Annotated in this window: 27 protein-coding genes, 4 pseudogenes and 1 other annotated feature; of the genes and pseudogenes, 12 read left to right on the top strand and 19 right to left on the bottom strand. The window is 36.0% G+C overall.

Going from position 1 to position 23688, the window contains the following annotated elements:
* Nucleotides 1-60: 60 nt before the first annotated feature.
* The 3 genes from acuC to acuA are packed head-to-tail and all read right to left on the bottom strand — an operon-like array spanning nt 61 to nt 2519.
* Nucleotides 61-1227 carry an acetoin utilization protein AcuC gene (acuC, locus tag ACXY7N_RS21245; RefSeq protein ID WP_000092820.1) on the bottom strand — a complete coding sequence of 389 codons (1167 nt, stop codon included), beginning with the start codon at nt 1225-1227 and terminating at the stop codon, nt 61-63.
* Entirely contained in the window at nt 1224-1868 is a 645-nt protein-coding gene (locus ACXY7N_RS21240; RefSeq protein ID WP_000634565.1) for an acetoin utilization AcuB family protein, read from the bottom strand. Before ACXY7N_RS21240 ends, acuC begins: the two co-directional genes overlap by 4 nt.
* An 18-nt stretch (nt 1869-1886) precedes the next feature.
* Nucleotides 1887-2519, bottom strand: a complete 633-nt coding sequence (gene acuA / locus ACXY7N_RS21235; protein WP_016135466.1) for an acetoin utilization protein acetyltransferase AcuA — start codon at nt 2517-2519, stop codon at nt 1887-1889.
* Between the two features lie 176 nt (nt 2520-2695).
* Between acuA and acsA the strand changes: the two genes are divergently transcribed.
* The 7 genes from acsA (at nt 2696) to tyrS (ending at nt 8574) form a co-directional block, all read left to right on the top strand.
* Nucleotides 2696-4414: an acetate--CoA ligase gene (acsA, locus tag ACXY7N_RS21230; RefSeq protein ID WP_488592597.1), complete on the top strand. Its 1719-nt coding sequence runs from the start codon at nt 2696-2698 to the stop codon at nt 4412-4414.
* Between the two features lie 66 nt (nt 4415-4480).
* Nucleotides 4481-5029, top strand: coding sequence for a GNAT family N-acetyltransferase (locus ACXY7N_RS21225; RefSeq protein ID WP_488592596.1), 549 nt, complete (start codon nt 4481-4483; stop codon nt 5027-5029).
* Between the two features lie 79 nt (nt 5030-5108).
* Nucleotides 5109-5666 (top strand): maltose acetyltransferase domain-containing protein, encoded by a 558-nt coding sequence (locus ACXY7N_RS21220; RefSeq protein WP_078182799.1) that lies wholly within the window; start codon nt 5109-5111, stop codon nt 5664-5666.
* 66 nt (nt 5667-5732) lie between these two features.
* The gene (locus tag ACXY7N_RS21215) at nt 5733-6188 is read left to right on the top strand and encodes a hypothetical protein (protein WP_431154109.1); all 456 of its coding nucleotides are present in this window, start codon (nt 5733-5735) and stop codon (nt 6186-6188) included.
* Nucleotides 6169-6714 (top strand): RNA polymerase sigma factor, encoded by a 546-nt coding sequence (locus tag ACXY7N_RS21210; RefSeq protein ID WP_000057177.1) that lies wholly within the window; start codon nt 6169-6171, stop codon nt 6712-6714. The genes ACXY7N_RS21215 and ACXY7N_RS21210 overlap by 20 nt, the downstream gene beginning before the upstream one ends.
* Nucleotides 6695-6940, top strand: coding sequence for a hypothetical protein (locus ACXY7N_RS21205; protein ID WP_001293777.1), 246 nt, complete (start codon nt 6695-6697; stop codon nt 6938-6940). The genes ACXY7N_RS21210 and ACXY7N_RS21205 overlap by 20 nt, the downstream gene beginning before the upstream one ends.
* Before the next feature lie 77 nt (nt 6941-7017).
* Nucleotides 7018-7247: a binding site (T-box leader), on the top strand.
* A gap of 70 nt (nt 7248-7317) precedes the next feature.
* Nucleotides 7318-8574: a tyrosine--tRNA ligase gene (gene tyrS / locus ACXY7N_RS21200; RefSeq protein WP_000512081.1), complete on the top strand. Its 1257-nt coding sequence runs from the start codon at nt 7318-7320 to the stop codon at nt 8572-8574.
* Between the two features lie 78 nt (nt 8575-8652).
* On the opposite strand, the gene ACXY7N_RS21195 is transcribed toward tyrS, so the two are convergent.
* The gene (locus ACXY7N_RS21195; protein WP_088084429.1) at nt 8653-9042 is read right to left on the bottom strand and encodes a YjdJ family protein; all 390 of its coding nucleotides are present in this window, start codon (nt 9040-9042) and stop codon (nt 8653-8655) included.
* A gap of 63 nt (nt 9043-9105) precedes the next feature.
* On the opposite strand from ACXY7N_RS21195, the gene ACXY7N_RS21190 reads away from it, so the two are divergent.
* Complete coding sequence (locus ACXY7N_RS21190; protein ID WP_000050940.1) at nt 9106-9234, top strand: hypothetical protein; 129 nt, start codon at nt 9106-9108, stop codon at nt 9232-9234.
* Nucleotides 9235-9300: 66 nt separating this feature from the next.
* Here the strand turns inward: ACXY7N_RS21190 and ACXY7N_RS21185 are convergent, their stop codons facing one another.
* From ACXY7N_RS21185 to ACXY7N_RS21140, 10 genes and pseudogenes are all read right to left on the bottom strand, one after another.
* Entirely contained in the window at nt 9301-9765 is a 465-nt protein-coding gene (locus ACXY7N_RS21185; protein WP_116349189.1) for a hypothetical protein, read from the bottom strand.
* Between the two features lie 137 nt (nt 9766-9902).
* Nucleotides 9903-10376: a hypothetical protein gene (locus tag ACXY7N_RS21180; protein ID WP_098986736.1), complete on the bottom strand. Its 474-nt coding sequence runs from the start codon at nt 10374-10376 to the stop codon at nt 9903-9905.
* Nucleotides 10377-10447: 71 nt separating this feature from the next.
* The gene (locus ACXY7N_RS21175; RefSeq protein WP_116349188.1) at nt 10448-10912 is read right to left on the bottom strand and encodes a hypothetical protein; all 465 of its coding nucleotides are present in this window, start codon (nt 10910-10912) and stop codon (nt 10448-10450) included.
* Between the two features lie 164 nt (nt 10913-11076).
* On the bottom strand, nt 11077-11757 hold the full coding sequence (locus ACXY7N_RS21170) for a hypothetical protein (protein ID WP_098985977.1): 681 nt from the start codon (nt 11755-11757) through the stop codon (nt 11077-11079).
* Nucleotides 11758-11772: 15 nt separating this feature from the next.
* Nucleotides 11773-11883, bottom strand: a pseudogene (locus ACXY7N_RS21165) (HNH/endonuclease VII fold putative polymorphic toxin); the annotation flags it as partial.
* Between the two features lie 161 nt (nt 11884-12044).
* A complete protein-coding gene (locus tag ACXY7N_RS21160; protein WP_098985976.1) occupies nt 12045-12509 on the bottom strand; it encodes a hypothetical protein in 465 nt (154 codons plus the stop codon).
* Nucleotides 12510-12641: 132 nt separating this feature from the next.
* Nucleotides 12642-12962 (bottom strand): annotated as a pseudogene (locus ACXY7N_RS21155) (T7SS effector LXG polymorphic toxin); the annotation flags it as partial.
* 287 nt (nt 12963-13249) lie between these two features.
* Nucleotides 13250-13504: pseudogene (locus tag ACXY7N_RS21150) on the bottom strand (hypothetical protein); the annotation flags it as partial.
* Nucleotides 13505-13753: 249 nt separating this feature from the next.
* Nucleotides 13754-14095, bottom strand: a complete 342-nt coding sequence (locus tag ACXY7N_RS21145; protein WP_098705125.1) for a DUF6572 domain-containing protein — start codon at nt 14093-14095, stop codon at nt 13754-13756.
* 15 nt (nt 14096-14110) lie between these two features.
* Entirely contained in the window at nt 14111-15433 is a 1323-nt protein-coding gene (locus ACXY7N_RS21140) for a pre-toxin TG domain-containing protein (RefSeq protein WP_189655083.1), read from the bottom strand.
* Nucleotides 15434-15569: 136 nt separating this feature from the next.
* Between ACXY7N_RS21140 and ACXY7N_RS21135 the strand changes: the two are divergent.
* Nucleotides 15570-15813 (top strand): annotated as a pseudogene (locus tag ACXY7N_RS21135) (hypothetical protein).
* 492 nt (nt 15814-16305) lie between these two features.
* Here ACXY7N_RS21135 and ACXY7N_RS21130 read toward each other — a convergent pair.
* The 3 genes from ACXY7N_RS21130 to rpsD all read right to left on the bottom strand — a co-directional run bounded on the left by ACXY7N_RS21130 (nt 16306) and on the right by rpsD (nt 18668).
* Nucleotides 16306-17124: a hypothetical protein gene (locus ACXY7N_RS21130; protein WP_116363352.1), complete on the bottom strand. Its 819-nt coding sequence runs from the start codon at nt 17122-17124 to the stop codon at nt 16306-16308.
* A 291-nt stretch (nt 17125-17415) separates the two neighbouring features.
* Nucleotides 17416-17844 (bottom strand): GNAT family N-acetyltransferase, encoded by a 429-nt coding sequence (locus tag ACXY7N_RS21125; protein WP_098705127.1) that lies wholly within the window; start codon nt 17842-17844, stop codon nt 17416-17418.
* 221 nt (nt 17845-18065) lie between these two features.
* Nucleotides 18066-18668: a 30S ribosomal protein S4 gene (rpsD, locus tag ACXY7N_RS21120; RefSeq protein WP_000135322.1), complete on the bottom strand. Its 603-nt coding sequence runs from the start codon at nt 18666-18668 to the stop codon at nt 18066-18068.
* Between the two features lie 548 nt (nt 18669-19216).
* On the opposite strand from rpsD, the gene megL reads away from it, so the two are divergent.
* Nucleotides 19217-20395, top strand: a complete 1179-nt coding sequence (gene megL, locus ACXY7N_RS21115; RefSeq protein WP_353811010.1) for a methionine gamma-lyase — start codon at nt 19217-19219, stop codon at nt 20393-20395.
* A 62-nt stretch (nt 20396-20457) separates the two neighbouring features.
* Here megL and ACXY7N_RS21110 read toward each other — a convergent pair whose 3' ends face one another.
* Nucleotides 20458-20937 (bottom strand): GAF domain-containing protein, encoded by a 480-nt coding sequence (locus ACXY7N_RS21110; protein WP_061673030.1) that lies wholly within the window; start codon nt 20935-20937, stop codon nt 20458-20460.
* Between the two features lie 147 nt (nt 20938-21084).
* Here ACXY7N_RS21110 and refZ point away from each other — a divergent pair, with 147 nt between their 5' ends.
* On the top strand, nt 21085-21723 hold the full coding sequence (gene refZ, locus ACXY7N_RS21105; protein WP_000814937.1) for a forespore capture DNA-binding protein RefZ: 639 nt from the start codon (nt 21085-21087) through the stop codon (nt 21721-21723).
* An 11-nt stretch (nt 21724-21734) separates the two neighbouring features.
* On the opposite strand, the gene ACXY7N_RS21100 is transcribed toward refZ, so the two are convergent.
* Nucleotides 21735-22679 carry a DMT family transporter gene (locus ACXY7N_RS21100; protein ID WP_000358806.1) on the bottom strand — a complete coding sequence of 315 codons (945 nt, stop codon included), beginning with the start codon at nt 22677-22679 and terminating at the stop codon, nt 21735-21737.
* A 124-nt stretch (nt 22680-22803) separates the two neighbouring features.
* Here ACXY7N_RS21100 and ACXY7N_RS21095 point away from each other — a divergent pair, with 124 nt between their 5' ends.
* Nucleotides 22804-23646, top strand: coding sequence for a LysR family transcriptional regulator (locus ACXY7N_RS21095; RefSeq protein ID WP_353811011.1), 843 nt, complete (start codon nt 22804-22806; stop codon nt 23644-23646).
* The last annotated feature ends 42 nt before the right edge of the window (nt 23647-23688 follow it).

The raw sequence follows: 23688 nt of genomic DNA, 5'->3' as shown, positions 1-23688 counted from the left end.
ACCGACAAAAGTCGTCAATAAATAAAAGGAGGCCATTAAAAAAACGAGCCTCCTTTTCGTTTAGTACAAAGATTTTGTCATATTATTCCGAATAATTTCAAGGGATTTCGCTACAGTTAATGCATTCTTTTCTTCAATTTCTGGTTTACGGGGGATAGGTTTATACATGTTGTCTGGATCTTCCCATGTGAGGGGAAGTTCTGTTTCAGCTTGTCCTTTCCAAGCGTCAATCCATTCTGGAGGGAGATAACCTGAGATGTTTTGGATGTTGTTCATTTCGAGCCAAATAAGTGCCCAAGCTCTTGGGACGACGCGCCAGTGGTCATAGCCACCGCCGCCGACAGCGATCCAGCGACCTTCGCAATATTCGTTAGCGATTTCGCGAGCGAGCTTCGGTATTTCACGGTAAATATTCATCGTTGCGCAAAGGTGTGTAAGTGGATCGTAATAATGTGCGTCAGCGCCATTTTGCGTTAAAATAATATCCGGTTTAAAGTATGCGGCAACTTCTTTTACGACAGTTCGATAGGAATCTAAGAACGATTCGTCTTCTGTAAATGCATCAAGTGGAACGTTAAAAGAATAACTATAGCCATTACCTTGTCCACGTTCATTTACAGCGCCAGTTCCAGGGAATAAATAACGCCCAGTTTCATGTAATGAAATGGTGCATACGTTAGGGTCGTCGTAAAAAGACCATTGTACACCATCACCATGATGAGCATCTGTATCAATATATAGGACGCGTAAACCGTATTTCTTCTGAATATATTTCATTGCGATGGAACTATCGTTATAAATACAAAATCCAGATGCTTTACCACGGAAGCCGTGATGTAAGCCGCCGCCTAAATTAAGCGCGTGTTTTACTTTCCCAGAAAGAACAGCATCGACAGCTGTTAATGTTCCGCCAACAAGTAATGCACTTGCCTCGTGCATATTTGGAAACATCGGTGTATCTTCTGTACCGAGTCCATATGTCATCGCAATTGATTTTTCTAACTTACCTTCTCCAGCACGTTTTACCGCATTTATGTACTCCTCTGTATGAACGTAGGCGATCTCTTCATCTGTAGCCATCCTTGGTGAGATGATTTGGGAAGGAGAGATGAAACCACCCTTTTGTAATAAGTCATACGTAAGTGTGACGCGAAGTTGGTTAAAAGGATGATCAGGGCTAAACGAATAGCCCCGAAAATCATCCGAATAAATAAACGCGCTACTCATGCTTGCATCCCCATAATGTTCGGCCATAATACGCGGTAGCCCTCTGCTTCAAGTGCATCAATCACTTTTAGAGGATTCATCGTTTGAATGCGGAAAACGAGTACTTTATCATTCTCATCTTTTGCTGGGTAGACGAGAACGCTCACGATATTTATTTGCAAATCACTAAAAATAGCAACGACTTTTCCAAGAATACCAGGTTCATTTTTTACTTGAATTTCAATTTGTGAACTTGGTTGATGTGCTCCTGTTAATTTCACTAACGTGTGCAGTACAGTGGATTCAGAAATGATTCCAACTAACTTTCCAGCCTTTGTCACAGGAAGGCACCCTATTTTATTTTCAAAAAATAAGGTAGCAATTTCCTCAACGAAATCAAGAGGATGGCAAGTCATAACAGGTTGTTTCATAATAAGGTCGAGCGGTTGTTTCAGCATAGCGAGTGGAACTTGTTCATCAAGAATTGATGGACTTGCATCTCTTACATCCCGATCAGAAATAATGCCTACCACATGATTATTTTGATCGACAATTGGAATGTGCCGAATGCCTTTCGTGCGTATCGTTCGGATTGCTGTTTCGATTGTATCGTTTGGGTGTAGTGTCACCACATCTTGATTCATAATTTCTTCTACAATCATTCCAGTTGCCCCCTTTATTTAGTACATAAAACGATTGTGAAAACGTAGACGATCAAATGCTTGAATAGAATCCGTATCAACCCGTTTGCCGATGCGGACCATTAAACAGTTAGCGGGATGCGAGCAAATTTCAGGATCATCTGTAGCCATCCATTGTAAGCCACCAGCATTCATCATCTTTTCCATTACTTTTCGATATTCCCAAACATTTAAGCCTGTTTGTTTTAAATCCCAGTGCCAATAATATTCAGTCGTCAATATAATGTAATCTTCCATATGGTCGTCCATCATTGAAACTTCTAATAAGTTCTTGCCGACAGCGCACCCGCGGAAGGCTGGGACTACTTCAATCGCCCCGAGCTCAATTAAGTTTTCCATTTTTCCTTCTGACCATCGTTCGAGTGGATCAGGATACAAGTATGTAACATATCCAACGATCGTTCGGTCATGTCTAGCAATAATGAGACGAGCTTCTGGTAATTTAGAAATTTCGACAATTGCTTTATATTGCTGCTCGGCAGGACGAAACGCAATTAAGTCTGGATGAAATTCATACATTTCTAAGTTATGTGTAGAGACAGGACCTTCAATAATTAAAGTGCCTTTCGCTGTTTTTAAGTTTCTGGCATTGTATATTTTTTTATGGATCAATGTATTGCTCACCACCTTGAGGGTTTGTGAATCTATTCATATCGTACTTTATAATATATGCGATGTGAATCGAATTTTGTCATTAAAAATTTGTCTAAAAATCAACAAATATACTGAAAATTTTAAATAATATCATTATAATAGATAATAGAATACATAGGAGGGGGATGTAAAGTATGAAAGTAGAAACGCTTCCTGTCATTAAAGGAGAAAATAATTTGCCGAATTATGATGAGGCATACGCGAATTTTAACTGGGAAGAGGTTAATAAAAATTTTAATTGGAATGAAACAGGCCGAGTAAATATGGCGTATGAGGTAATTGATAAGCATGCGAAATCCGATCGAAAGAATAAAGTAGCCCTTTATTATCAAGATGGATCGCGAAAAGAGAAATATACATTTAAGGAAATGAAGGATTTTTCTAATAAAGCAGGAAACGTCCTGAAAAATTATGGCGATGTAGAAAAAGGCGATCGCGTTTTTATTTTTATGCCGCGTTCCCCAGAGTTATATTTTGCACTTTTAGGTGCAGTGAAATTGGGAGCAATCGTTGGTCCGCTATTTGAAGCATTTATGGAAGGCGCAGTTCGCGATCGTTTAGAAGATAGCGAAGCAAAAGTGTTAATTACAACACCTGAATTGTTAGAGCGAGTACCATTAAATGATTTACCTGCTTTAAAAACAGTCTTCCTTGTTGGAGATAATGTAGAAGAAGGCGGTAAAACGGTAGCGTTCAATCCTTTATTTGAACAAGCTTCAAAAGAATTACATATCGAATGGCTAGGCCGTGAAGACGGTTTAATTCTACATTACACATCTGGTTCTACTGGGAAGCCAAAAGGTGTGCTACATGCGCAAAACGCAATGGTGCAGCACTATCAAACGGCGAAGTGGGTATTAGATTTAAAAGAGGACGATGTATATTGGTGCACAGCTGACCCAGGCTGGGTAACAGGAACGGCTTACGGTATTTTCGCGCCGTGGTTAGTCGGAGCATCAAATGTTATTTTAGGTGGCCGCTTTAGTCCAGAAGCGTGGTATGAAGCGCTGCAAGATTACGGTGTAACAGTTTGGTACAGCGCACCAACAGCTTTCCGTATGTTAATGGGTGCTGGACAAGACGCAATTAAAAAATATGATTTATCGCAAGTTCGTCACGTATTAAGCGTTGGTGAACCGTTAAATCCAGAAGTAATTCGCTGGGGTATGAACGCATTTGGACTTCGTATTCATGATACGTGGTGGATGACAGAAACAGGTGGACAAGTTATTTGTAACTATCCTTGTATGGAAATCCGTCCAGGTTCAATGGGTAAACCAATTCCAGGTGTGAAAGCAGCGATTGTTGATAATGAAGGAAATGAAGTGCCTCCATACACAATGGGCAACTTAGCAATTGGTAAAGGTTGGCCAGCGATGATGCGTGGAATTTGGAATAACCAGCAAAAGTATGAATCTTACTTTATGCCGGGAGATTGGTACGTATCAGGTGACTCAGCATATATGGACGAAGATGGGTACTTCTGGTTCCAAGGGCGTATTGATGATGTAATTATGACGTCAGGTGAGCGCGTTGGTCCGTTTGAAGTAGAAAGCAAATTAATCGAGCATGCGGCTGTTGCAGAAGCTGGGGTAATTGGTATTCCTGATCCGGTGCGCGGCGAAATCATTAAAGCATTTATCGCGCTTCGAGCAGGATACGAACCATCTGATGAATTAAAAGAAGAGATTCGTCAATTTGTAAAGAAAGGCCTAGCAGCTCATGCAGCGCCAAGACAAATTGAATTTAGAGATAAATTACCGAAAACGAGAAGTGGTAAAATTATGCGCCGCGTACTAAAAGCGTGGGAATTAAACTTACCAACAGGTGACTTATCAACGATGGAAGATTGAGAGAGGAAGGTCTGAACGAAATAACGTTCAGACCTTTTTTTGTAAATAATAAAGGAGATAAGGTAGATGAAGATACCAATTTTAGAAGGAGACAACGTGTATTTACGTTCTGTAGAACCTGAAAAAGATTACATCGAGTGGTATGAGATAATGAAAGATCCTGATATGCATCATTGGACGGGGAATACAATCCCGAAAGATAGTAATGAGATTAAAGAGCTGTTACACACTTATAAAGGTTTGAAGGATATTATGGCATGGTCAATTATAATGAAACAATCAAAGGAAATGATAGGGACATATTGGATCTCTATACCAACGATGAATGAAAATAAAAAGTTAATTGTAAGTTCAGAGGCTCAGCGGATTGCACGTAAATTTTGGCGTACAGGTGTCAATCGAGAAGCAAGAAATTTAATATATAATTATATCTTTTTAACTTTAGAAGTGGATGAAGTTCGTGCGCAGGCTTGGGATAATAATATAAATTCATGCAGGTCTATGGAGAAAATCGGATTTAAATTAGGGAAACAAGTGAAACGCTCATTTCCTAAATACGATAAAATATTTTTGGAAAACCATTATGTACTATTAAAAAAGGACTGGCTTGCATAAAAGGTTATGATTGAAAAAAATATTTATTGATGTAAAATAAAAGCAAAACTTATACATACGAGTTAAAGGGGAGAAAGAAATGAAAACAGAAAAAGAAAAGATGATACATGGGGAAATGTACATACCGGCTGATCCAGTTTTAGTACAAGAGAGGGAGCAGGCTCGTATATTAACGAGAAAATTAAATGAAACACCAGAAGTACAATTAAAAGAGCGTAGCGAAATCGTAAAAGAACTATTCGGAACGACTGGAGATAACATTCATCTTGAATCTTCTTTCAGGTGTGATTACGGCTATAACATTCACGTGGGCGAAAATTTTTACGCGAACTTTGACTGTACAATTTTAGATGTATGTCCAGTAACAATCGGAGTGAACTGTATGTTAGCTCCAGGTGTTCACATTTATACAGCAACACATCCGCTTGATCCAGTAGAGCGCATAAGCGGATCAGAATATGGAAAACCAGTTACAATTGGTGATAACGTATGGATTGGCGGAAGAGCGATTATTAATCCTGGTGTCACAATTGGAGACAACGCGGTGATCGCATCTGGCGCCGTTGTAACGAAAGATGTGCCGGACAATGTAGTAGTCGGCGGAAATCCTGCAAAGATTATTAAAAAAATAAAATAATATTTGAACGAAGTGCCTTCCTCGTCTGTATACATTTATGAAAGAATAGATGAGGGAGGCTTTTTTATGTCTAATAAATTACTTCTTGCTTTTGCTTTAATTGGAATTATCGTTGTATTTTCTTGTGGTCTGTTATTACCGATGCCAATTGGCTTTAAAGTTTCAATGATTACAGTTGGGATTATAATGATTGTTATTTTTTCAATCATTATTCCGTTGGATAAGAAGTATATTGTACGAAAAAATGGAAATAAAATTGATTTTACAAAAACAAAAATATATTTTCGTTGGAATGTATTTGATACAATTTCGGTCTGTCTTGCAGTGTATGCATGTATATGTGTGCTGGCGTTAAATATTTTCATTTTTAGTGGATTTACGATTCAAAACCCATATGTTCAATTTTTTACGCATCAGTCACAAGCATGGGTCATTGTCGCAAGTGCATATTTAATTTCCCGTATTTCATTAACGTTAAAAGGAATAAAGGAGATCAAAAAAAATGGCGCAGATTGGGATTGAGGAGGAGCTCATGCTTGCGTACCAAAGTGGGGATAAGGAGGCTGGGGAAAAACTATATGTTTTAATTAAACCAGCGCTATATACATTTTTGTATCGCTTTAACCGAGATGAACAGTTAAGTATCGACCTTGTGCAAGATACATTTTTGACGTTAGAGCGTAAGAAACATATGTATGAACTTGAGAAAGGAAAAATAAAAACGTATTTATTTCAAATTGGTTATCGTCTTATGATTAATAAATTAAATAGAAGAAAAAAGTGGCGTACGCTTTTGCCATTTTTAGTGCCAATTCAAGAGGTAGAGTTTTCACAAGAAGACCGTCTTACTGTAAGGGACGCAATTTTGAAAGTTCCTGAAGACCAGCGAGCTGTCCTCATCCTTTTTTATTATCATGATATGCAGCAAAAAGAAATTGCAGAGATATTAAACATTCCGATTGGAACAGTGAAGTCGAGACTTCATAACGGGATAAAGAAATTGAAACAATTGCTGGAGGTGGATGAAATTGAGCGAAAATCCCTTTAAGAGTGAATATAAATTAAAACAACATTTAGATAGTGACCATGTAGAAATACCGGATTTTCCAAAAACGGTAAGTCGCTTCGACCGATTCATTGGCTTTCTTGGTTCTCCAGCGAAAGATCCTGTGGAGGCGACGATTGGGAATGATTTATCAGTTGTGTTTCACGTATCGTTATTAGTTGGGGTTCCAATTCTTTCTCTTATTACGATACTCTTTGCGACGTTGTAAAGGATTGGCAAGGAGAGAACACCTACCTCTATTTGACATGCCTATATAAATGATGGTATAAAGAAAAGTATATGAATAATTGAGCGTGGAAAGGGAGAAGTAGTGATCATTTCCCTGTTTTAGAGAGCTGATGGCCGGTGAAAATCAGCACATAGATGATCGCGAATTACGCCCCTAGAGCATCTTTTTTCGATTGAATTGTATTCAAAAGGGAAAAGACGGTGCTAAGCCGTTATGTAAATAAGGTGGTAGGCTTTTTTTTGCCTGCAACTAGGGTGGTAACGCGATAATCAAAATCGTCCCTTATTTAAAGGGGCGATTTTTTTATGTTTTCAACCTTCACGCCAGTAATGAACTTAAAGGAGAGTATGTAGGATATGGGTATTTTACAAGATCTTGAATTTCGCGGTCTAATTAATCAGCAAACAGATGCTGAGGGACTTGAGCAATTATTAGAAAAAGAAAGCGTTAAATTATACTGTGGTTTCGACCCGACAGCGGATAGCTTACACATTGGTCATATGTTACCAGTATTAATGTTACGTCGTTTCCAATTAGCTGGTCATCAACCAATCGCACTAGTTGGCGGAGGTACTGGTATGATCGGTGACCCAAGTGGTAAAAAAGCAGAGCGTACATTAAATACGAAAGATACAGTTGCTTACTACACAGAAAGCATTAAAAACCAACTTTCAAACTTCTTAGAGTTCGAAAACGTGGACAACCCAGCAACAATGGCTAACAACTATGACTGGCTTGGTAACTTAGATGTAATTTCATTCTTACGCGATATCGGTAAAAACTTCGGTTTAAACTATATGTTAGCAAAAGATACAGTAGCATCTCGTTTAGAGACTGGTATTTCATTCACTGAGTTCAGTTACATGATTTTACAATCATACGACTTCTTAAACTTATACCAACACCATAATTGCCGCCTGCAAATCGGTGGTAGTGACCAATGGGGTAACATTACAGCTGGTCTTGAATTAATCCGTAAATCAGAAGAAGATGCGAAAGCATTCGGTTTAACAATTCCACTAGTTACAAAATCTGACGGTACGAAGTTTGGTAAAACAGAAGGCGGCGCAATTTGGTTAGACCCAGAAAAAACAACTCCTTACGAGTTCTACCAATTCTGGATCAACACAGATGACCGCGATGTTGTTAAATACTTAAAATACTTCACATTCTTATCTCATGAAGAAATTCTTGAGCTTGAAAAGCAAGTAGCTGAAGCACCAGAAAAACGTGCAGCACAAAAAGCATTAGGTTCTGAAATGACAAAACTTGTTCACGGCGAAGAAGCATTAGAGCAAGCGATTAAAATTTCAGCTGCATTATTCAGCGGTTCTGTAGCAGAACTGACTGCAAGCGAAATCGAACAAGGATTCAAAGACGTACCATCTGTAGAACGTACTGCAGAAGATACAGTATTAATCGACTTACTTGTAGAAAGCAAAATCTCTCCATCAAAACGTCAAGCACGTGAAGATGTAACGAACGGCGCAATCTACGTAAACGGTGAGCGTACACAAGCATTAGACTACGTTGTAACAGAAAACGACCGCATCGAAGGTAAATTCACAATCATTCGCCGTGGTAAGAAGAAATATTTCTTAATTCGTTACTAATCAGAAACGAATATAAAACAAATAGTACCCCGAATTGTAGGCTGAAAAGTCTATGATTCGGGGTTTTTATGTATGAATTTAGATTGCCTGATCTTTTCTTGTAAATAAAATATGAAGAATTAATATGAGCATATAAAGTAAGCTAATGAGCATAAGAACAAATGCTGTTGGATAAAATTTTGCTGCATATATAAAGAAGTCGATTTGATAAATATCTTCGTAATTTGAAACGGTGCCTTTAAAGTAATTTGTAAACTTAGCGCTATATTTCCATTCATCAGGATAATCTATTAGATTACTCCCCTGATACCAACTCATAAGTGCTGAAGTAATAAACAACATAAATGAACTTCCGAGTTGAACCATTTGGTTTATTGTCAAAAAGAATCCACCTCCTATTTTATGGTTATTATAGCGTGCATTCGTATGCCTGTAACCTTTTTGTTGTAATCTCCTTTTCGAGTTCATACGGAAATCACATGTAAGCGGTATGATAAACGTATAACAAATAGAAAGGAGTGGTAAAACGAAATGTCACTAGAAGCGCTCATTATTTTTTCTTTGCTAAATGCGGGTCAGCTTGCAGAGAATTCGAAGGTGGATATACATAAAGAGCAGAAAGATGCTTATGTATATGTTCAGAAAGAGGAAAATAAATAACTTTAATATATATAAATAAAAGCTACTCGAAGTAACTATTTTAGTTGTCTTTGGTAGCTTTTTACATTATGAATAAATAGGAATTAATTCTCGCTTGAAATCTTCGTACATTTCAAAGGCAATTTTCATGATTTCTTTGAGTTCATCGTAACTGTGGAAATATAGCACGGGTACTTTTTCCGTGTCATTTGATAACAATCGTATAAATATGTCCCATGGGTCTCCAGCTCTAACTTCACCGTTATGACATGCCTCCCAAATCAATTCAGCAACACCATATTTTAAGCTGATGTTGAATCTAAAGGTGTAGACATCTTTGTTTTTTACTTCTCCTACAATAAAAAAGTCTTCTTTTTTATTGTAACGAGCTTTATAGCCAAGAGACTCGAATACTTCAATAGCTTTTTCATTTTCATAGTTTTTAAATGTATTTTCTCTATCAGAAAATTTTTCTGATAATGCTTTATATCTCTTAATAAAATCAATTTTTGTAAGGCAGGCTTGTATTTCAGGTTGTAATGAATACGCCAATAATTACTCCTCCCTAATTTTTAATATTAGATCAAATAAAACAGTATACATGTTAGATACATGAAGAAATCCGGCTCTTGTAAGTCGGATTTTCTTTTTTTATATATAAGATAAGATTGCCTTTCTTATATATAAAATTATGAATAGATAGGAATTAATTCTTGTTTAAAATCTTCATACATACCTAAAGCAATTTTTAAAATTTTTTCTAAGCTGTCATAATCGCTAAATAGTACGGGCTTAATTCTAGTATCTGGAGAAATTAAAAGTCTTGAATATAGACTCCATGGACTACCTAATCGTAGTTCATCATTATGATAAACTACCCAAGTAAAGTCCAGAACGTTTACTTTAATACCAATATTAAAATAAAATAAATTTTCTTTTTTATCATCTAGTTCTCCAACTTTTAAAAACTGTTCTTTTTTATCATAAACTGATTTATAACCTAGCTTTTCAAGTATTTGTTGAATTTCTTCAATATTGGGATTAGGAATGATTTCTTCGGCATCATAATTTTCTCTCGAAAAAGAAGAAAGTTCTGTGTATCTATTAACAAAGTCAATTTTTTTTAGTGCTATTTCTATTTCCGATTTTAATTTTAAGTTCATAATTAATTCTCCTAAAACCTTAAGTCTGTCCTTTTTTTTGGGTCATTACTTCATATATCTTTAAGGTGAAATCATGAATAAATAGGAATTAATTCTCGCTTAAAATCTTCGTACATTTCAAAGGCGATTTTCATGATTTCTTTGAGTTCATCGTAACTGTGGAAGCATGGACGAAGTATTTTTTCTGTATCATTTGATAATATTGCTACAAACATAGCCCATGGATCTCCAGCTCTTATTGCACCATTATGTCGTGCAGACCAAATAAACTCAACAAGGCCATGTTTTAAACTAATATTAAATCTAAAAGTATAGATGTTTTTATTCTTGACCTCTCCAACAATAAAAAAGTTTTCTTTTTTCATAAAACGAGCTTTATAGCCAAGAGACTCAAATACTGCAATTACTTTTTCGTTTTCATAGTTTTCAAATGTATTTTCTCTATCTGGAAATTGTTTTGATAATGCTTTATATCTCTTAATAAAATCAATTTTTGTAAGGCAGGCTTGTATTTCAGGTTGTAATGAATACGCCAATAATTACTCCTCCCTAATTTTTAATATTAGATCAAATAAAACAGTATACATGTTAGATACATGAAGAAATCCGCCTTTTGTGAGTCGGATTTTTCTTAGTTTAATTCTATTAAAATAATATAATTGTTAATTGAAATGTAGTTATTTTTAGAAAGGTTTTGCAGTTAGCTATTTAAAAGTGTAAGTATATTTCCCTTAAATATAGCAGCTATTTCCGCTTCCTCTAATGAATCTCCCCATCTAAAAACTATATCGTCTTTTGGGCAGAGATGAATGGAAAGGTTAAAATAATCTATTTCATCTTTCCATTTGTTATATTCATTAAATGCTTTTTTGAAAATTTTTCTAACATTTTCTTCCGCAATTATATCACTATTTTTACTTGCAATGATTGTAAATCTTTTAGGGTTACTAGAAACTATTTCAATGGCAGCTGGAAGTTTCTCGAGACAAAACTCTGCAATACTTGAGTAGAAAGTTGTTCCTCCAACTTCCATTTCAACTTCTGGACCCTTATTAAATCCCTCAAGTTTCCATTTGGTTCGAAGAGCTTTCCATACCTTTCGATATTTTTCAATTTTAGAGTTTTTGTCTTTGATTTCAATAGCTGCAAGCAAGTAGAATTTGTAGACATTAGTTAAATCCTGTTTCATAAATACTTGCTTGATTTCAGTTCCACATACTTCTTTGAATTTCTTTTTTTCATCTGGGCTAAATAACATGGAGCCATTAACGCTGAATAAACTTAAATTTGGTAAATTACCGACTCTTTTAATTGCTTCATCTTTACTAAACCATTCGTAGTATGAGAATGCATCTTTTTCTACTTCATTCCAACACTTCATTTTACCACCTCAATTTTAATAGTCATAATGATTCCCATGTACATCATTGAAATGTGATCCTCTATTTTGGGATGGATCATCTGGATAAGTATGACCGCCTGAATGCTCTCTTATAATCTTATTATCCTTGAAATGATAACTCTAATGTTGTGTCAACATTGGAAAAATACTAACATTAGATTGAATAAAACAGTATAAAGTTTTAGATAAATGAAGAAATCCGACTCTTATAAGTCGGATTTGCTCTTTTTACATTTAAGACAAAATTACCTTTCTTAAATATAAAATCATGAATAAATAGGAATTAATGCTCGCTTGAAATCTTCGTACATTTCAAATGCAATTTTCATGATTTCTTTGAGTTCTTCATAGCTATGGAAACCTGGACGGAGCACTTTTTCAGTATCATTGGATAATACGTCTACAAACATAGCCCAAGATGTTCCAACTCTAACTTCACCAGTGTGCCATGCTTCCCAAATTAATTCAACGAGTCCATATTTCAAGCTAATATTGAACCTGAAAGTATAGATATCTTTGTTTTTTACTTCTCCAACAATAAAAAAGTTTTCTTTTTTCATAAAACGAGCTTTATAGCCAAGAGATTCAAATACTGCAATTACTTTTTCGTTTTCATAGTTTTCAAATGTGTTTTCTCTATCTGGAAATTGTTTTGATAAGGACTTGTATCTCTCGGTAAAATTAATTTTCTCAAGTACTTCCTGTATTTCTGGTTTCAATGAATATGTCATTAATTATTCCTCCCTAAATCTAATCTCGATATCATACTTGTCTTTTGCTCGCTTTATATATTCATCTATTTTTCTGAAATTTTTATTAGATACTGAAATTTCTAAAATATGTTTTCCTTTTAGTAATTGCCCATCTATTTCTCGAATTTGTTCTAATATCTCCTGTTCGATAACATCTGTAGAAGCTACCTGTGATTGAAAGTCTCTTGGAAAGGCATCATTTTGACGAATTAATTCTTCGCATAAGTAAATGATTCCTTGTGCTAACGGACGAAAGGTTTGTAAGAAATATGCTTTTGCACTGCTATATGTTTGTCCTTGTAGAACAGTATCCAATGCAAAAGCGTCAATCGAATGAATGATTTGTTCCATACCTTGAATAGTAGCGGTACAGAAAGAGTTCATACTTTCTGTTTGAGCTTGTACTTCACCGAGATACATATTTAAAGACATGAACTTTCCCTCCTCTTACAAGAAAATAATACCAATTTAAGGGAGTTGTTGTAAATGGAATATTCTAATAATTTCACGATTAAAGAGGTACTTGTTCATTAAGTTTGTTAATCTCATTCAGATGCTCTGGTGATGAAGAGGTTTTTAAGGTTGAATGAAAATAGAAAAAGGGAAGATATAGATAAATACGTTGTAAAAATAATGTTAACAAAAGGAGAGTACAGCAAAGAAAAATGAGTTATGGGATAGAATGTAGTGTTTTTAAGTGTTAGAAGAAGGGGGGGATTAATGTGGATTGCTGGAATGTCGATTCCTAAATATTTCCCTTCGTTCTCATCGAAAACGGACCAATTTTCATCGTCTAGAAATTCAGGATCAGTACTTTCAAAGTCAAAAGTACTGTCTTCATCTACCATTTTACGGAAATATTCCTGAAATGGTTTACTATTATCATTTAAATGTATTGTTTCATACATCCAGGGTGTTTCTACAAAAACGTCTCTGATTTCACCTATTTCAGTATCTTTAAAGTATAATTTCATATTTGCGCCTTCGTATTCATGGATTTTGAAATAGTCTTTTGGTATCTCACCTTTTATCAAATACTCATTATCTCTTTTTATTCAGCTTCGAAGCGTAAGTGATTAAAACTCCTAATGTAAGTTCAGCAATTACAACTTATGTGCAAGCAATGTAAATATTACATTTTTGATGTCTAATTACATAGACCGATAAAAAAAGAAGAACGTTTACCCTCACTACAAGGCGTTCTTCTTGTTTCTTTTATTCTGCTACATTTCCCCTTCTTTGTGGGGGTTATGTATATATTGGAAACCATATCCAGCTTTCATAACTATTTCCTCAGTTTTTTCAAAAAACTCTTCACCATACTCAGTGCAACGATATTTTCCGTGTATACTAATAACAAATTGTCGTCCCTTAGCATCAGGATATATTTCATAAATCGTCCCACTTTCAATAAATCCCAAGTAAGCATAAATCTTTTCTATCAATAACGAGACGTGTTCTTCTTCGTCTGACCAATCCTCTTCGTCAGCAATAATAAGATGGACATATCCTGTTTCTTTTTCGATAGCTAATAAGTCTATTTGTTCTAATTCTTTTAAAGACATATGGTAGCCTCCTTTTTATTGTTTACGTATGACTTCTACTTTAGTAGGCGGTATTTCCGTACCACCATCAAACGGTGGTTTTCCTTTACCTTTTACGATAGCTCCAAACTCTTCAATTTCAGGAAAAGCCAACTTCTGATTTTTTGTTAAAGGTGCGCTTAAAGAAGCTTTTGCTTCGTATAGATTAATTTTACTGTTTTCTTTACCGAGTGCGACTAAATCAACTCTAGTTTTTATTCCGCTAGGCGTTTCCAGTGTTAATTGCTTAACTACTGTTTCAAACTCGCCAGTACTTTCTAAGCTAGTCTTCAATTCAGCTTCAAACTTATCTCCTGATGTTCGATTAATTGCAGCTTGTTTCTGTCTTCTAGCTTTCAATAATGCCGCGGCTTCCTGCATTTCCTTTTTAGCTGTATCAGCCTTATCTATGGCTTTTCCGACTTTACCAATTTTAGCAACTTTTCCGATTGGTGTAAGACCAGCTACAGCCATTCCTCCAGCGAAAAACCTTTCCAAAGTGGAAAGTTTTTCGCCAGTAGATGGATCAATACCATCCCAAGCACGTCGAATATCATATTCTCCACTTAGTTCACCAGCTATATCTCTTGCTAGTTTTTTACCATCAAAATCTTTTTCTTCTGATTCCGATGAAGGTCTATCCTCAATCGTTCCTTCTTCAATTGGACTATCATTTAAAAGATTGTCAGCCTGACGATTCCTAGCCTCTGTAATCGCTTGAATAGAAGTCACCCATTCCATATTCAACCCTTGTGTACTAAATGTACCACTTGCAGGACTAAAACCTTTTCCACTTTGGACTTCTGCAAGACCTGTTGCAATACTAGCAGCTAATTGAATTGCTGTACTGTAGTTATTGCTAGATGTTTGGTTGAACTGATACAAATGATCTAACTTTTCTTGAAGTTTGTGCCTCATGGCAATAAAAAGATTTGCCATAGCATCTAGACCTGGGATTGGCATAGCTTGACTGATAGCTTCCATACTTGCCTTCATTCGATCAATTTCTCGAATTTGTTCTAATATTTCTTGTTCGATTACATCTGTCGAAGCAACCTGTGATTGAAATTGATTTGGAAAGGCATCATTCTGACGAATTAGTTCTTCACACAAATAAATAATTCCTTGTGCTAAAGGACGAAAAGTTTCTGCAAAGAATGCCTTTGCACTGTCATATGTTTGTCCTTGTAGAATAGTATCACTGGTGAAAGCATCAATCGACTGAATAGCTTGTTCCATACCTTGAATAGTAGTGGTACAGAAAGCATTCATACTTTGTGTTTGAGCCTGTACTTCCCCTAAATACATATTTAAACTCAAAAATCTCCCTCCTTTAATAAGTAAATTATACCGATTTAAGGAGATAACTGTAAATGTTACATTGCAATGAGTTTATTAGAGATATTAATATACCTAAAAGCGAATTTATCCATATTCCAACTGAAAGGATGATTCGATGATAATTAGAGAAGGTATTGAGGTAACAAAGGTAAGTATAGATGGTTATGATTTTCCAATCCCGGAAGGGCTTTCTGAGTTCTTACTTAGAACTGGATATTGGAGGTATGGTGAAGAAGAATCGTCAAATGATGTCGAAATCCTAGTGAATTATGATAGAAAAACTTTTTTTGAAAGATGGAGTTTTGTTTAAAACATTCACTTACAAGGAAAATAAAAAGAAAAGATGTAAAAAATCATGAATGAAAGGGAGGATCTTATAGAAAGAAAAGAACGAACTATATTAGATAATCCACCAAGTGAGTAAACTGCATTGAAAATGGCAGAGTTTTTTATGAAAATATCAGTACCTCGTATATTGGCTGCTCGTAAAGCTGAAGAGGAAGTTAAAAAGAAAATAGGTGAATTGGATGGAGAAATGATTTACATCCAAGTATGAGCATTATGTTTAGAGGTAAAGAGTATGGCATAACTCGAATTTATGACTTTGAAGGTGATAAACAAGATTTAGTTATCTATGCTTATGTAATTAAATAGGAGGGAGGACTGTCCAAAGTTGGACTTACCTTTTTCAGTGGGGGTATGCTCAAAGTTGAGCTGTCCCCGTTTTTGGCTAAGTGGGTTTGAACCACCGGGTTATTAGTAATAGAACAAGAACAGTAATAAGAAAAAAAGGGCTATCTTCCTGGTGGGAAGTCGCCCTTTATTTAAAACACAACAATTGGCGTATTTTATCAAGAATCTACAGTTGTTTTTAATATTTCGAATTTCCCTTGTTCATCCACGGTAAACATGACATTATTATTACGACGATCATCCATTTCTTCCTCTGTTTCATTAGGGCTGGAATAGATGGTCTTAACTGCTATGTTATAAATACCCTCTGTTAACACGTGGCTCTTTTCGAAATCACCCATAATATTTTGAGCATTTTGAATAGTTTCGCTATTTTTGTAGGTATTGTAATAGTAACTAAAATTGATGACTCCTATATAATTGGCATGATCTCTAGGTGTACTATCTTTTAACGTTTTCATTATGTTGTCAGTGTTTATTTTTTGATCACGTTTGAAATTTTCAACTAATTCCTTTTCTTGTTGTTTATCTATATTTATATGTAAATAGTAATAGAAATTTTGTTTCCCTTTGCCATATTCGGTAGGAGATTCACTTAATAAGTTATACTTTTTTATCATCTTATCGGATTGTTTCAAAACATCAGGATGCTGTTCAACATAAGCCCCTTTGAATATTTCTAGAAAAACATCATCGCTTTCATTTTTAACTACTTCATAATGGGAGTCACTGTTTACAATAAAATAAGCAACAGTGTGGTATGGTTTTTTTATTTCCACGTAAGTGTTATGATCAGAAACTCCAAGCGCACTATCAGCAGAAAGAATTTTAAATTCCCCATTCTTTATCCCGTAGTTTTCGGACAAATAATCTCCTATTGGTTTTTCAAATAGTTTTGTGTCTGTAAAGCAACCATTTAATAGGAATAGTGGTATGCTCAGTAATAAGATAAAAACAGTTATTTTTAGTTTCCTCATTCTTCCCCCTCCTAAAACTACATTTTACCATTTTTTAAAACAATAGGTTGCACTAACATAAAGAAACAAGGAGCTCTCTATCTATTATGAGAGGTTTCTACTTATTTAAATCACAACAATTGTTGTGTTAACATCAAATGGATGCGGGTATGTGTTTGACAGCGATTTTAATATTTAAAAGTATAGGGGGAATTGCTCTTATGGAAAGAAAAGAATAAGCTGTGGTGGATAATTCATCAAGTAAAAAAGTGAACGCATAAGGAAAATATTCGTTCACTTTTATTTTACTCTTTATAAATGTAGCTCATAATTTCCGTCAGTACTATCGGGCTTTCTAAAAATTTCCTCGAATGGACCAACCTTTTTTGAGAAACCATTTTTTAATGCAAAGTTATAACCTTCTTCGGTTATAACTTCTTGTAATATTAATCGTTCGAATCCTTTTTCTTTAGCGAATGTTTTAAACCATTCAAGAACAATACTTCCCTTACCTTGATTACTTGGGGTAATGCTTATGGCAGTAATTACCAGGTGTGGATCTAGGAAAAACTCACTTCTAAGGTTAATGGTGACCTTATGTTCTTTAGAAGAAATATTTAAAGAATACTTAGAAAGACCTTCAATGAATATTACTTCATCTTGTACTAATTCTTCTAATAGCATTTTAAATTTTTGAAAGTCTTGTACATGAAGAGGGATCTCGTTGAATTTTTCTTTCAAAACAATTAACTCCTTTTATAATTTGTTTTTTGCACTTATCCATTTCTATACACACGCCAGCCTTTTTTATTTTTTGGTCCCAAACTAGCCCCACTTAGCCCCAAGTGCATTCGTTTTTATGCCTTATTTTGCCATTATCAATAACAAATAAAAAAAGCCCAGGCCCCTTGATAAACAAGGTTCCTAAGGCTTTTAATACTACTCTTTTTAGAGTACCGAGATTAACGAGAGTAGAACTCTACGATTAATGCTTCGTTGATTTCAGCTGCTAACTCAGAACGCTCAGCGTGACGAGTGTAAGTAGCTTCTAATTTATCAGCATCGAAAGTTAAGTATTCTGGTACGAAGTTGTTAACTTCGATCGCTTCTTTAACAACAACAAGGCTGTTAGATTTTTCGCGAACGCTGATTGTTTGACCAGGTTTTACACGGTAAGATGGGATATCTACGCGAGATCCATCAACTGTGATGTGACCGTGGTTTACTAATTGGCGAGCTGCACGACGAGTGCGAGCTAAGCCCATACGGTAAACTAAGTTGTCAAGACGAGCTTCAAGAAGGATCATGAAGTTTTCGCCGTGCTTACCAGGCATTTTACCTGCTTGGTCAAATGTGCGACGGAATTGACGCTCAGTCATGCCGTACATGTGACGAAGTTTTTGTTTCTCTTGTAATTGTAAACCGTATTCTGAAAGTTTCTTACGTTGGTTAGGACCGTGAGGACCTGGTGCGTAAGGGCGTTTTTCTAATTCTTTTCCTGTGCCGCTTAGAGAGATTCCAAGACGACGAGACAGTTTCCAAGCTGGACCTGTATAACGAGCCATAGTTGACTCCTCCTTTAAAAATGTTTTTATTTACGTAAAATAAAAACAGACGTAATCGATATTTACGGGCATTTTGTTTTCATGTACCTTCGCTCCAGCAGCAGGGAGTTACGAGATACACCTCCGTAGAGGAACAAAATACAAACGATAAACTCACATTACAAGGCTGCCTTTTTATTTTACACAAACGCTATTATATCTTTTACCCAGAGTTTCGTCAAGCGAGTACATTTTTGTTTTATGCATATAAATTTTGGAAATTAGCAAGAAGGAATTTAAAACGATATAAAAGAAGTGATAGAAACACAAATAAAACGCTTACATAAAATGAAGTAAAACGTTCATCAAATTTTTGTTGATGAATATGCGGGATAAAGTGAAACTTTAACCAGTGGTGGGGACGTCCCCCACCACTGGTTATTAGTTGAACGAATCGGGCTTTTATGGGCAGTTAATCCCCAAAACTAACTTTTTTGCTTTCGCTGAATTTTGATGTTGGGGTCTTACTGCCCGTTAAAGCGGGATAAAAACATAAAGGGGATGTTTTTATGAAAAAGAAACATATGGAGACAGCGTTAATTCATCACGGGTATACATCTGAGGAACATAAAGGAAGTTTAACACCACCGTTATTTCAAACGTCTACATTTACATTTGAGACTGCGCAGCAAGGAGAGGCGAGTTTTGCGGGAGTAGATCCGTCTTATATTTACTCAAGACTTGGAAATCCAACTGTAAAATTATTTGAAGAACGTATGGCGGTGTTAGAAGGAGGAGAAGAAGCACTTGCTTTCGGATCCGGTATGGCAGCTATTTCCGCAACTTTAATTGGTTTTTTAAAGGCTGGAGATCATATTATTTGTTCAAATGGATTATACGGATGCACGTACGGTTTTTTAGAAGTGTTAGAAGAAAAATTTATGATTACGCATTCGTTTTGTGATATGGAGACAGAGGATGATATTGAAAATGAAATCCGCCCAAATACAAAGCTTATTTTCGTTGAAACACCGATTAATCCGACAATGAAATTAATTGATTTAAAACAAGTGATTCGGGTTGCGAAGCGAAATGGCTTACTTGTTATTGTTGATAATACGTTTTGTTCACCTTATTTACAAAGACCACTTGAAATGGGCTGTGACGCGGTCGTTCATAGTGCGACAAAATATATTGGTGGTCACGGTGATGTTGTGGCAGGTGTAACGATTTGTAAAACGAAAGCGTTAGCAGAACAAATTCGCCCGATGCGAAAAGATATCGGCGGTATTATGGCGCCGTTTGATGCATGGTTATTGTTACGCGGATTAAAGACGTTAGCGGTAAGAATGGACCGCCATTGTGATAATGCCGAAAAAATTGTATCGTTCCTCAAAAATCATGATGCGGTAGAAGGTGTTTGGTATCCAGAAGGGGAGTTAGCATCTCGCCAAATGAAACGGGGCGGTGGTGTGATTTCTTTTTCAGTAAAAGGCGGAAAAGAAGAGACGCAAGCGTTTATCAATGACCTTCACTTTATTACAATTGCCGTAAGTTTAGGGGATACAGAAACGTTAATTCAGCATCCGGCAACGATGACGCACGCTGCGATTCCAGCTAAGCTAAGACAAGAAATGGGTATTTACGATAATTTAATACGTTTATCTGTCGGTTTAGAATCATGGGAGGATATCGTTTTTGATTTAGAACAGGCACTAAAGAAAATATCTACTGTTAGTAATCAATAAAAAAGAGTGAGCTATCGGTTTCGTACGTGATGTACGCAATCGATAACTCGCTCTTTTCTTTTTTAAATATGTTTTAGGAGTGTTTCCACAAACTTTTCTAAATAGCGCTGATCTACTTCATCAAAACGATTTTTTTCAGGGCTATCAATATCAAGTACTCCAACGACAGTTCCTTCTTTCACGATCGGTACAACGATTTCTGAATTCGAAGCACTGTCGCAAGCGATATGTCCTGGGAATTGGTGAACGTCTGCTACAAGCTGCGTTGTTTTTGTTTCAGCTGCAACGCCGCAAACGCCTCGTCCAAATGGAATGCGCACGCAAGCAGGCATTCCTTGGAAAGGTCCAAGAACAAGCTGATTTCCTTCTGTTACATAAAAGCCAACCCAATTCACACGATCTAAAAATTGATTTAATAATGCGGACGCATTTGATAAGTTTGCGACTACGTTCGGTTCGCCAGTTAATAATGCATCCAGTTGTTTAATTACTGTCTCGTATTGTTCTTCACGAGAACCTGCATAACTTTCTTTTGTAAACATGGAAACAACTCCCTTTTTATCGAGATGTGTAAAATATTAGCAAAATACGATGTATTTCACATGACTTTGTCGATAGAAAATTAAAGGAATTTGTCTTAAAAGTCAAGAAATTTAAATTATAGCTGTTCAGTGAGAGGAAGTGAGCGCATGAAACAGACGAAACAAAAAGTAATTGATGCGGCAATATCGTTGTTTAACACGAAAGGTTATGATGGAACGTCGGTGCGAGAAATTGCAAAGCGAGCGGATGTGAATGTAGCGAATATTTCATATTATTTTGCTGGAAAGCAAGGTTTATTAGAACAGCTTATTACTGACTTTTTAGAAGGATATATTCATGTGATTGAAATGTCGTTCGAACAGAGGGAGTATTTGTCGGCTAAAGATGTGATGGTACAAATGGTGCGCGGAATTTTACGATATCAATTTGAAAATAGGGAGCTGACACGTTTCTTCTACCGAGAGCTTTCACTTGATACGACATTAATTCGCGAAGTGATGACCATTTACTTTTCTAAAGAAAGATATTATATAGAGCAAATGATTAGACAGGGACAAATAAAGCAGGAATTTAAAAAGGTATCTTTTACAATGTTTATGACGCAATTAAAAGGCATGATGAATATGCCTTTTTTATATCCGCAATATATATCAGAAGTGCTGCATTCTTTTCCGTCTGAGACATTTTTCATAGAAATGTACACGAAAGAAATTGAGCAATGGATGGAGCAAACATTATGTATAACGAATATGTACTATGAATTGCCAAGAGCTGTTCATATGTGAAAAATCCCCACCTAACGAAATGAGGTGGGGATTTTTGTGCTTTCTTTCCTTTGCCATACATTGTTGCATAAGAGCGCGATAATTGTTAGTGAGGCTCCGGCAATTTCAATTTTGTCGACTGTATAACCTCGAAAGATGGAACCGATAAGTGCAAGTACAGGAACTAAATTCATAAATAATATGCCGTTAATAGATGAAATATAGCGATTTCCTGTGTTCCAGCAAAATACAGCGATAACACCTGCAACAATCGACATATACAAGAGTTCAAAACGAACGCTCATAATGGTACGAAGTGACGGCATAGTAACGATGTTTGTGTAAGTGAAGAAAGTGACGATAACGATGAGTGAAACTGAGCCGAATAAACAAGTTAACGTCGTATACCTGAGTGGTGACCAAGATTGAAAACGAGCACCACCGTTCGTATAAATGACCCAGCAAGTAACGCCGCATAGCATAAGTATATTTGTTGAGAGGTGACTGGCAGCTCCAAATAATAAGTGAATATTTCCTTTTGAAATGACAAGCATAACACCGAGCAATGCAACGAACATACAAAGGAATGTGTAGTTTTGTGGGCGTTTGTTTTTTGTTATCCACTGCAATAATAAAGCGATGAGCGGCATAAGAGATTGAATCATCGCAGCATGGATGGCCCCAGAAGGCCCGGCAAGTTGTTGACCGTAAAAAATGAGAAAACCATATCCAGCGAAACCGACTGTTCCGTAAAAGAATAACGAAAGTGTTCTTTTTTCTAAGTGGAGTGAAGTTTTTCCTTCAGTAATGAATAGCAAAATAAGAAAAATAATAGCTGCTGATCCGTATCGGATAGTTGTGAAGAAGAACGGATCGATAAACTGCAGAGCATTTGCCATGACAGGAAACATAAATCCCCAAGCCGTTACGGCAAGTAAGCATAGGAGGGATCCGAGTAGCATTTGTTTTTTGTCCAAGAGTATCTTTCCCCTTTACATTTCGTTATAGTAAGTTGATGAAATAAGTATAGAGAGTAATTGTTTATAGAAGGAAATATCGATTTTTTATAACAGTTATAACTTTTTGTTAGAGGTGTGTACGATGGATTTGGAGGCAGTACGATCGTTTATTGAAGTGAAGAATACGCGCAGTTTATCAAAGGCGAGTAAGCTTTTACATATTTCTCAACCGGCGCTTAGTAAGCAAATTCAAAGGTTAGAAGCGGATTTAGAGGTTACTTTACTCAAGCGTTCCGCGCAAGGAGTGGAATTAACAGAAGCTGGAGAGTTATTTATAACAAGGATGTTACCGATTTTGGAACACATATATGAAGTGAAAGCTGAAATGAAGACTTTTCAGGAGAAGCGGAAAATTTCTATAGGCATATTGCCAAGTTTAGCAGCTCATTACATATCAAAATGTAAAGATGTATTAGGTGAAGGATTCGAAGTAGAATGGAAAATTGAGCATACGAAAGTACTAATGGGACTCTTTAAAGAACGGAAGATTGAAGCGATGTTCGTCGATTCAATAGTAGAAGGCGCTACGTGTATAAAAGAAATGCGAGAAGAAAAAATTGTTTGTGTCGTTTCAAATGATCATCTTTATAAAGAGAAAACAGTGATCCGAATGGAAGATTTGCAAAATGAAAAGTTAATCGTATACCCAGAAATCTGTGATGTAAGGAAAATGATTACGAATATGTTTCAGGGGATAGGTGCGAAACCAATCATTGCATTTGAAACTTCTTATGCAGAACCGATGCTTGCGATGGTCGGAGCTGGACTTGGTATTACGTTACTTCCAGAAATGTCAGTAAAGCAAGCGGTAAAGCAAGGGAATGTGCATGCGATTTCTATTGAACCACCACTTGCACGCAAAATTCATTTCGTATCCCATATGGAAGAGAACCCGTTATTGCAATCATTTGATGATGGAAGCTAATCGAAACAGAAGATTGAGAAAGATTACAATTGCATTGAAAGA

Source organism: Bacillus sp. 5w2 (assembly GCF_054353775.1).
Note: the sequence above shows the minus strand (reverse complement) of the source record. Positions and strands in the feature narration are given on the sequence as shown.

Bases quoted from the DNA above. Each gene is read 5' to 3' on its own strand.
- acuC (WP_000092820.1), bottom strand. From the start codon at position 1,227: ATGAGTAGCGCGTTTATTTATTCGGATGATTTTCGGGGCTATTCGTTT.
- ACXY7N_RS21240 (WP_000634565.1), bottom strand. From the start codon at position 1,868: ATGATTGTAGAAGAAATTATGAATCAAGATGTGGTGACACTACACCCA.
- acsA (WP_488592597.1), top strand. From the start codon at position 2,696: ATGAAAGTAGAAACGCTTCCTGTCATTAAAGGAGAAAATAATTTGCCG.
- ACXY7N_RS21225 (WP_488592596.1), top strand. From the start codon at position 4,481: ATGAAGATACCAATTTTAGAAGGAGACAACGTGTATTTACGTTCTGTA.
- ACXY7N_RS21220 (WP_078182799.1), top strand. From the start codon at position 5,109: ATGAAAACAGAAAAAGAAAAGATGATACATGGGGAAATGTACATACCG.
- ACXY7N_RS21215 (WP_431154109.1), top strand. From the start codon at position 5,733: ATGTCTAATAAATTACTTCTTGCTTTTGCTTTAATTGGAATTATCGTT.
- ACXY7N_RS21210 (WP_000057177.1), top strand. From the start codon at position 6,169: ATGGCGCAGATTGGGATTGAGGAGGAGCTCATGCTTGCGTACCAAAGT.
- tyrS (WP_000512081.1), top strand. From the start codon at position 7,318: ATGGGTATTTTACAAGATCTTGAATTTCGCGGTCTAATTAATCAGCAA.
- ACXY7N_RS21195 (WP_088084429.1), bottom strand. From the start codon at position 9,042: ATGAACTCGAAAAGGAGATTACAACAAAAAGGTTACAGGCATACGAAT.
- ACXY7N_RS21190 (WP_000050940.1), top strand. From the start codon at position 9,106: ATGTCACTAGAAGCGCTCATTATTTTTTCTTTGCTAAATGCGGGTCAG.
- ACXY7N_RS21180 (WP_098986736.1), bottom strand. From the start codon at position 10,376: ATGAACTTAAAATTAAAATCGGAAATAGAAATAGCACTAAAAAAAATT.
- ACXY7N_RS21170 (WP_098985977.1), bottom strand. From the start codon at position 11,757: ATGAAGTGTTGGAATGAAGTAGAAAAAGATGCATTCTCATACTACGAA.
- ACXY7N_RS21160 (WP_098985976.1), bottom strand. From the start codon at position 12,509: ATGACATATTCATTGAAACCAGAAATACAGGAAGTACTTGAGAAAATT.
- ACXY7N_RS21145 (WP_098705125.1), bottom strand. From the start codon at position 14,095: ATGTCTTTAAAAGAATTAGAACAAATAGACTTATTAGCTATCGAAAAA.
- ACXY7N_RS21130 (WP_116363352.1), bottom strand. From the start codon at position 17,124: ATGAGGAAACTAAAAATAACTGTTTTTATCTTATTACTGAGCATACCA.
- rpsD (WP_000135322.1), bottom strand. From the start codon at position 18,668: ATGGCTCGTTATACAGGTCCAGCTTGGAAACTGTCTCGTCGTCTTGGA.
- megL (WP_353811010.1), top strand. From the start codon at position 19,217: ATGAAAAAGAAACATATGGAGACAGCGTTAATTCATCACGGGTATACA.
- ACXY7N_RS21110 (WP_061673030.1), bottom strand. From the start codon at position 20,937: ATGTTTACAAAAGAAAGTTATGCAGGTTCTCGTGAAGAACAATACGAG.
- refZ (WP_000814937.1), top strand. From the start codon at position 21,085: ATGAAACAGACGAAACAAAAAGTAATTGATGCGGCAATATCGTTGTTT.
- ACXY7N_RS21095 (WP_353811011.1), top strand. From the start codon at position 22,804: ATGGATTTGGAGGCAGTACGATCGTTTATTGAAGTGAAGAATACGCGC.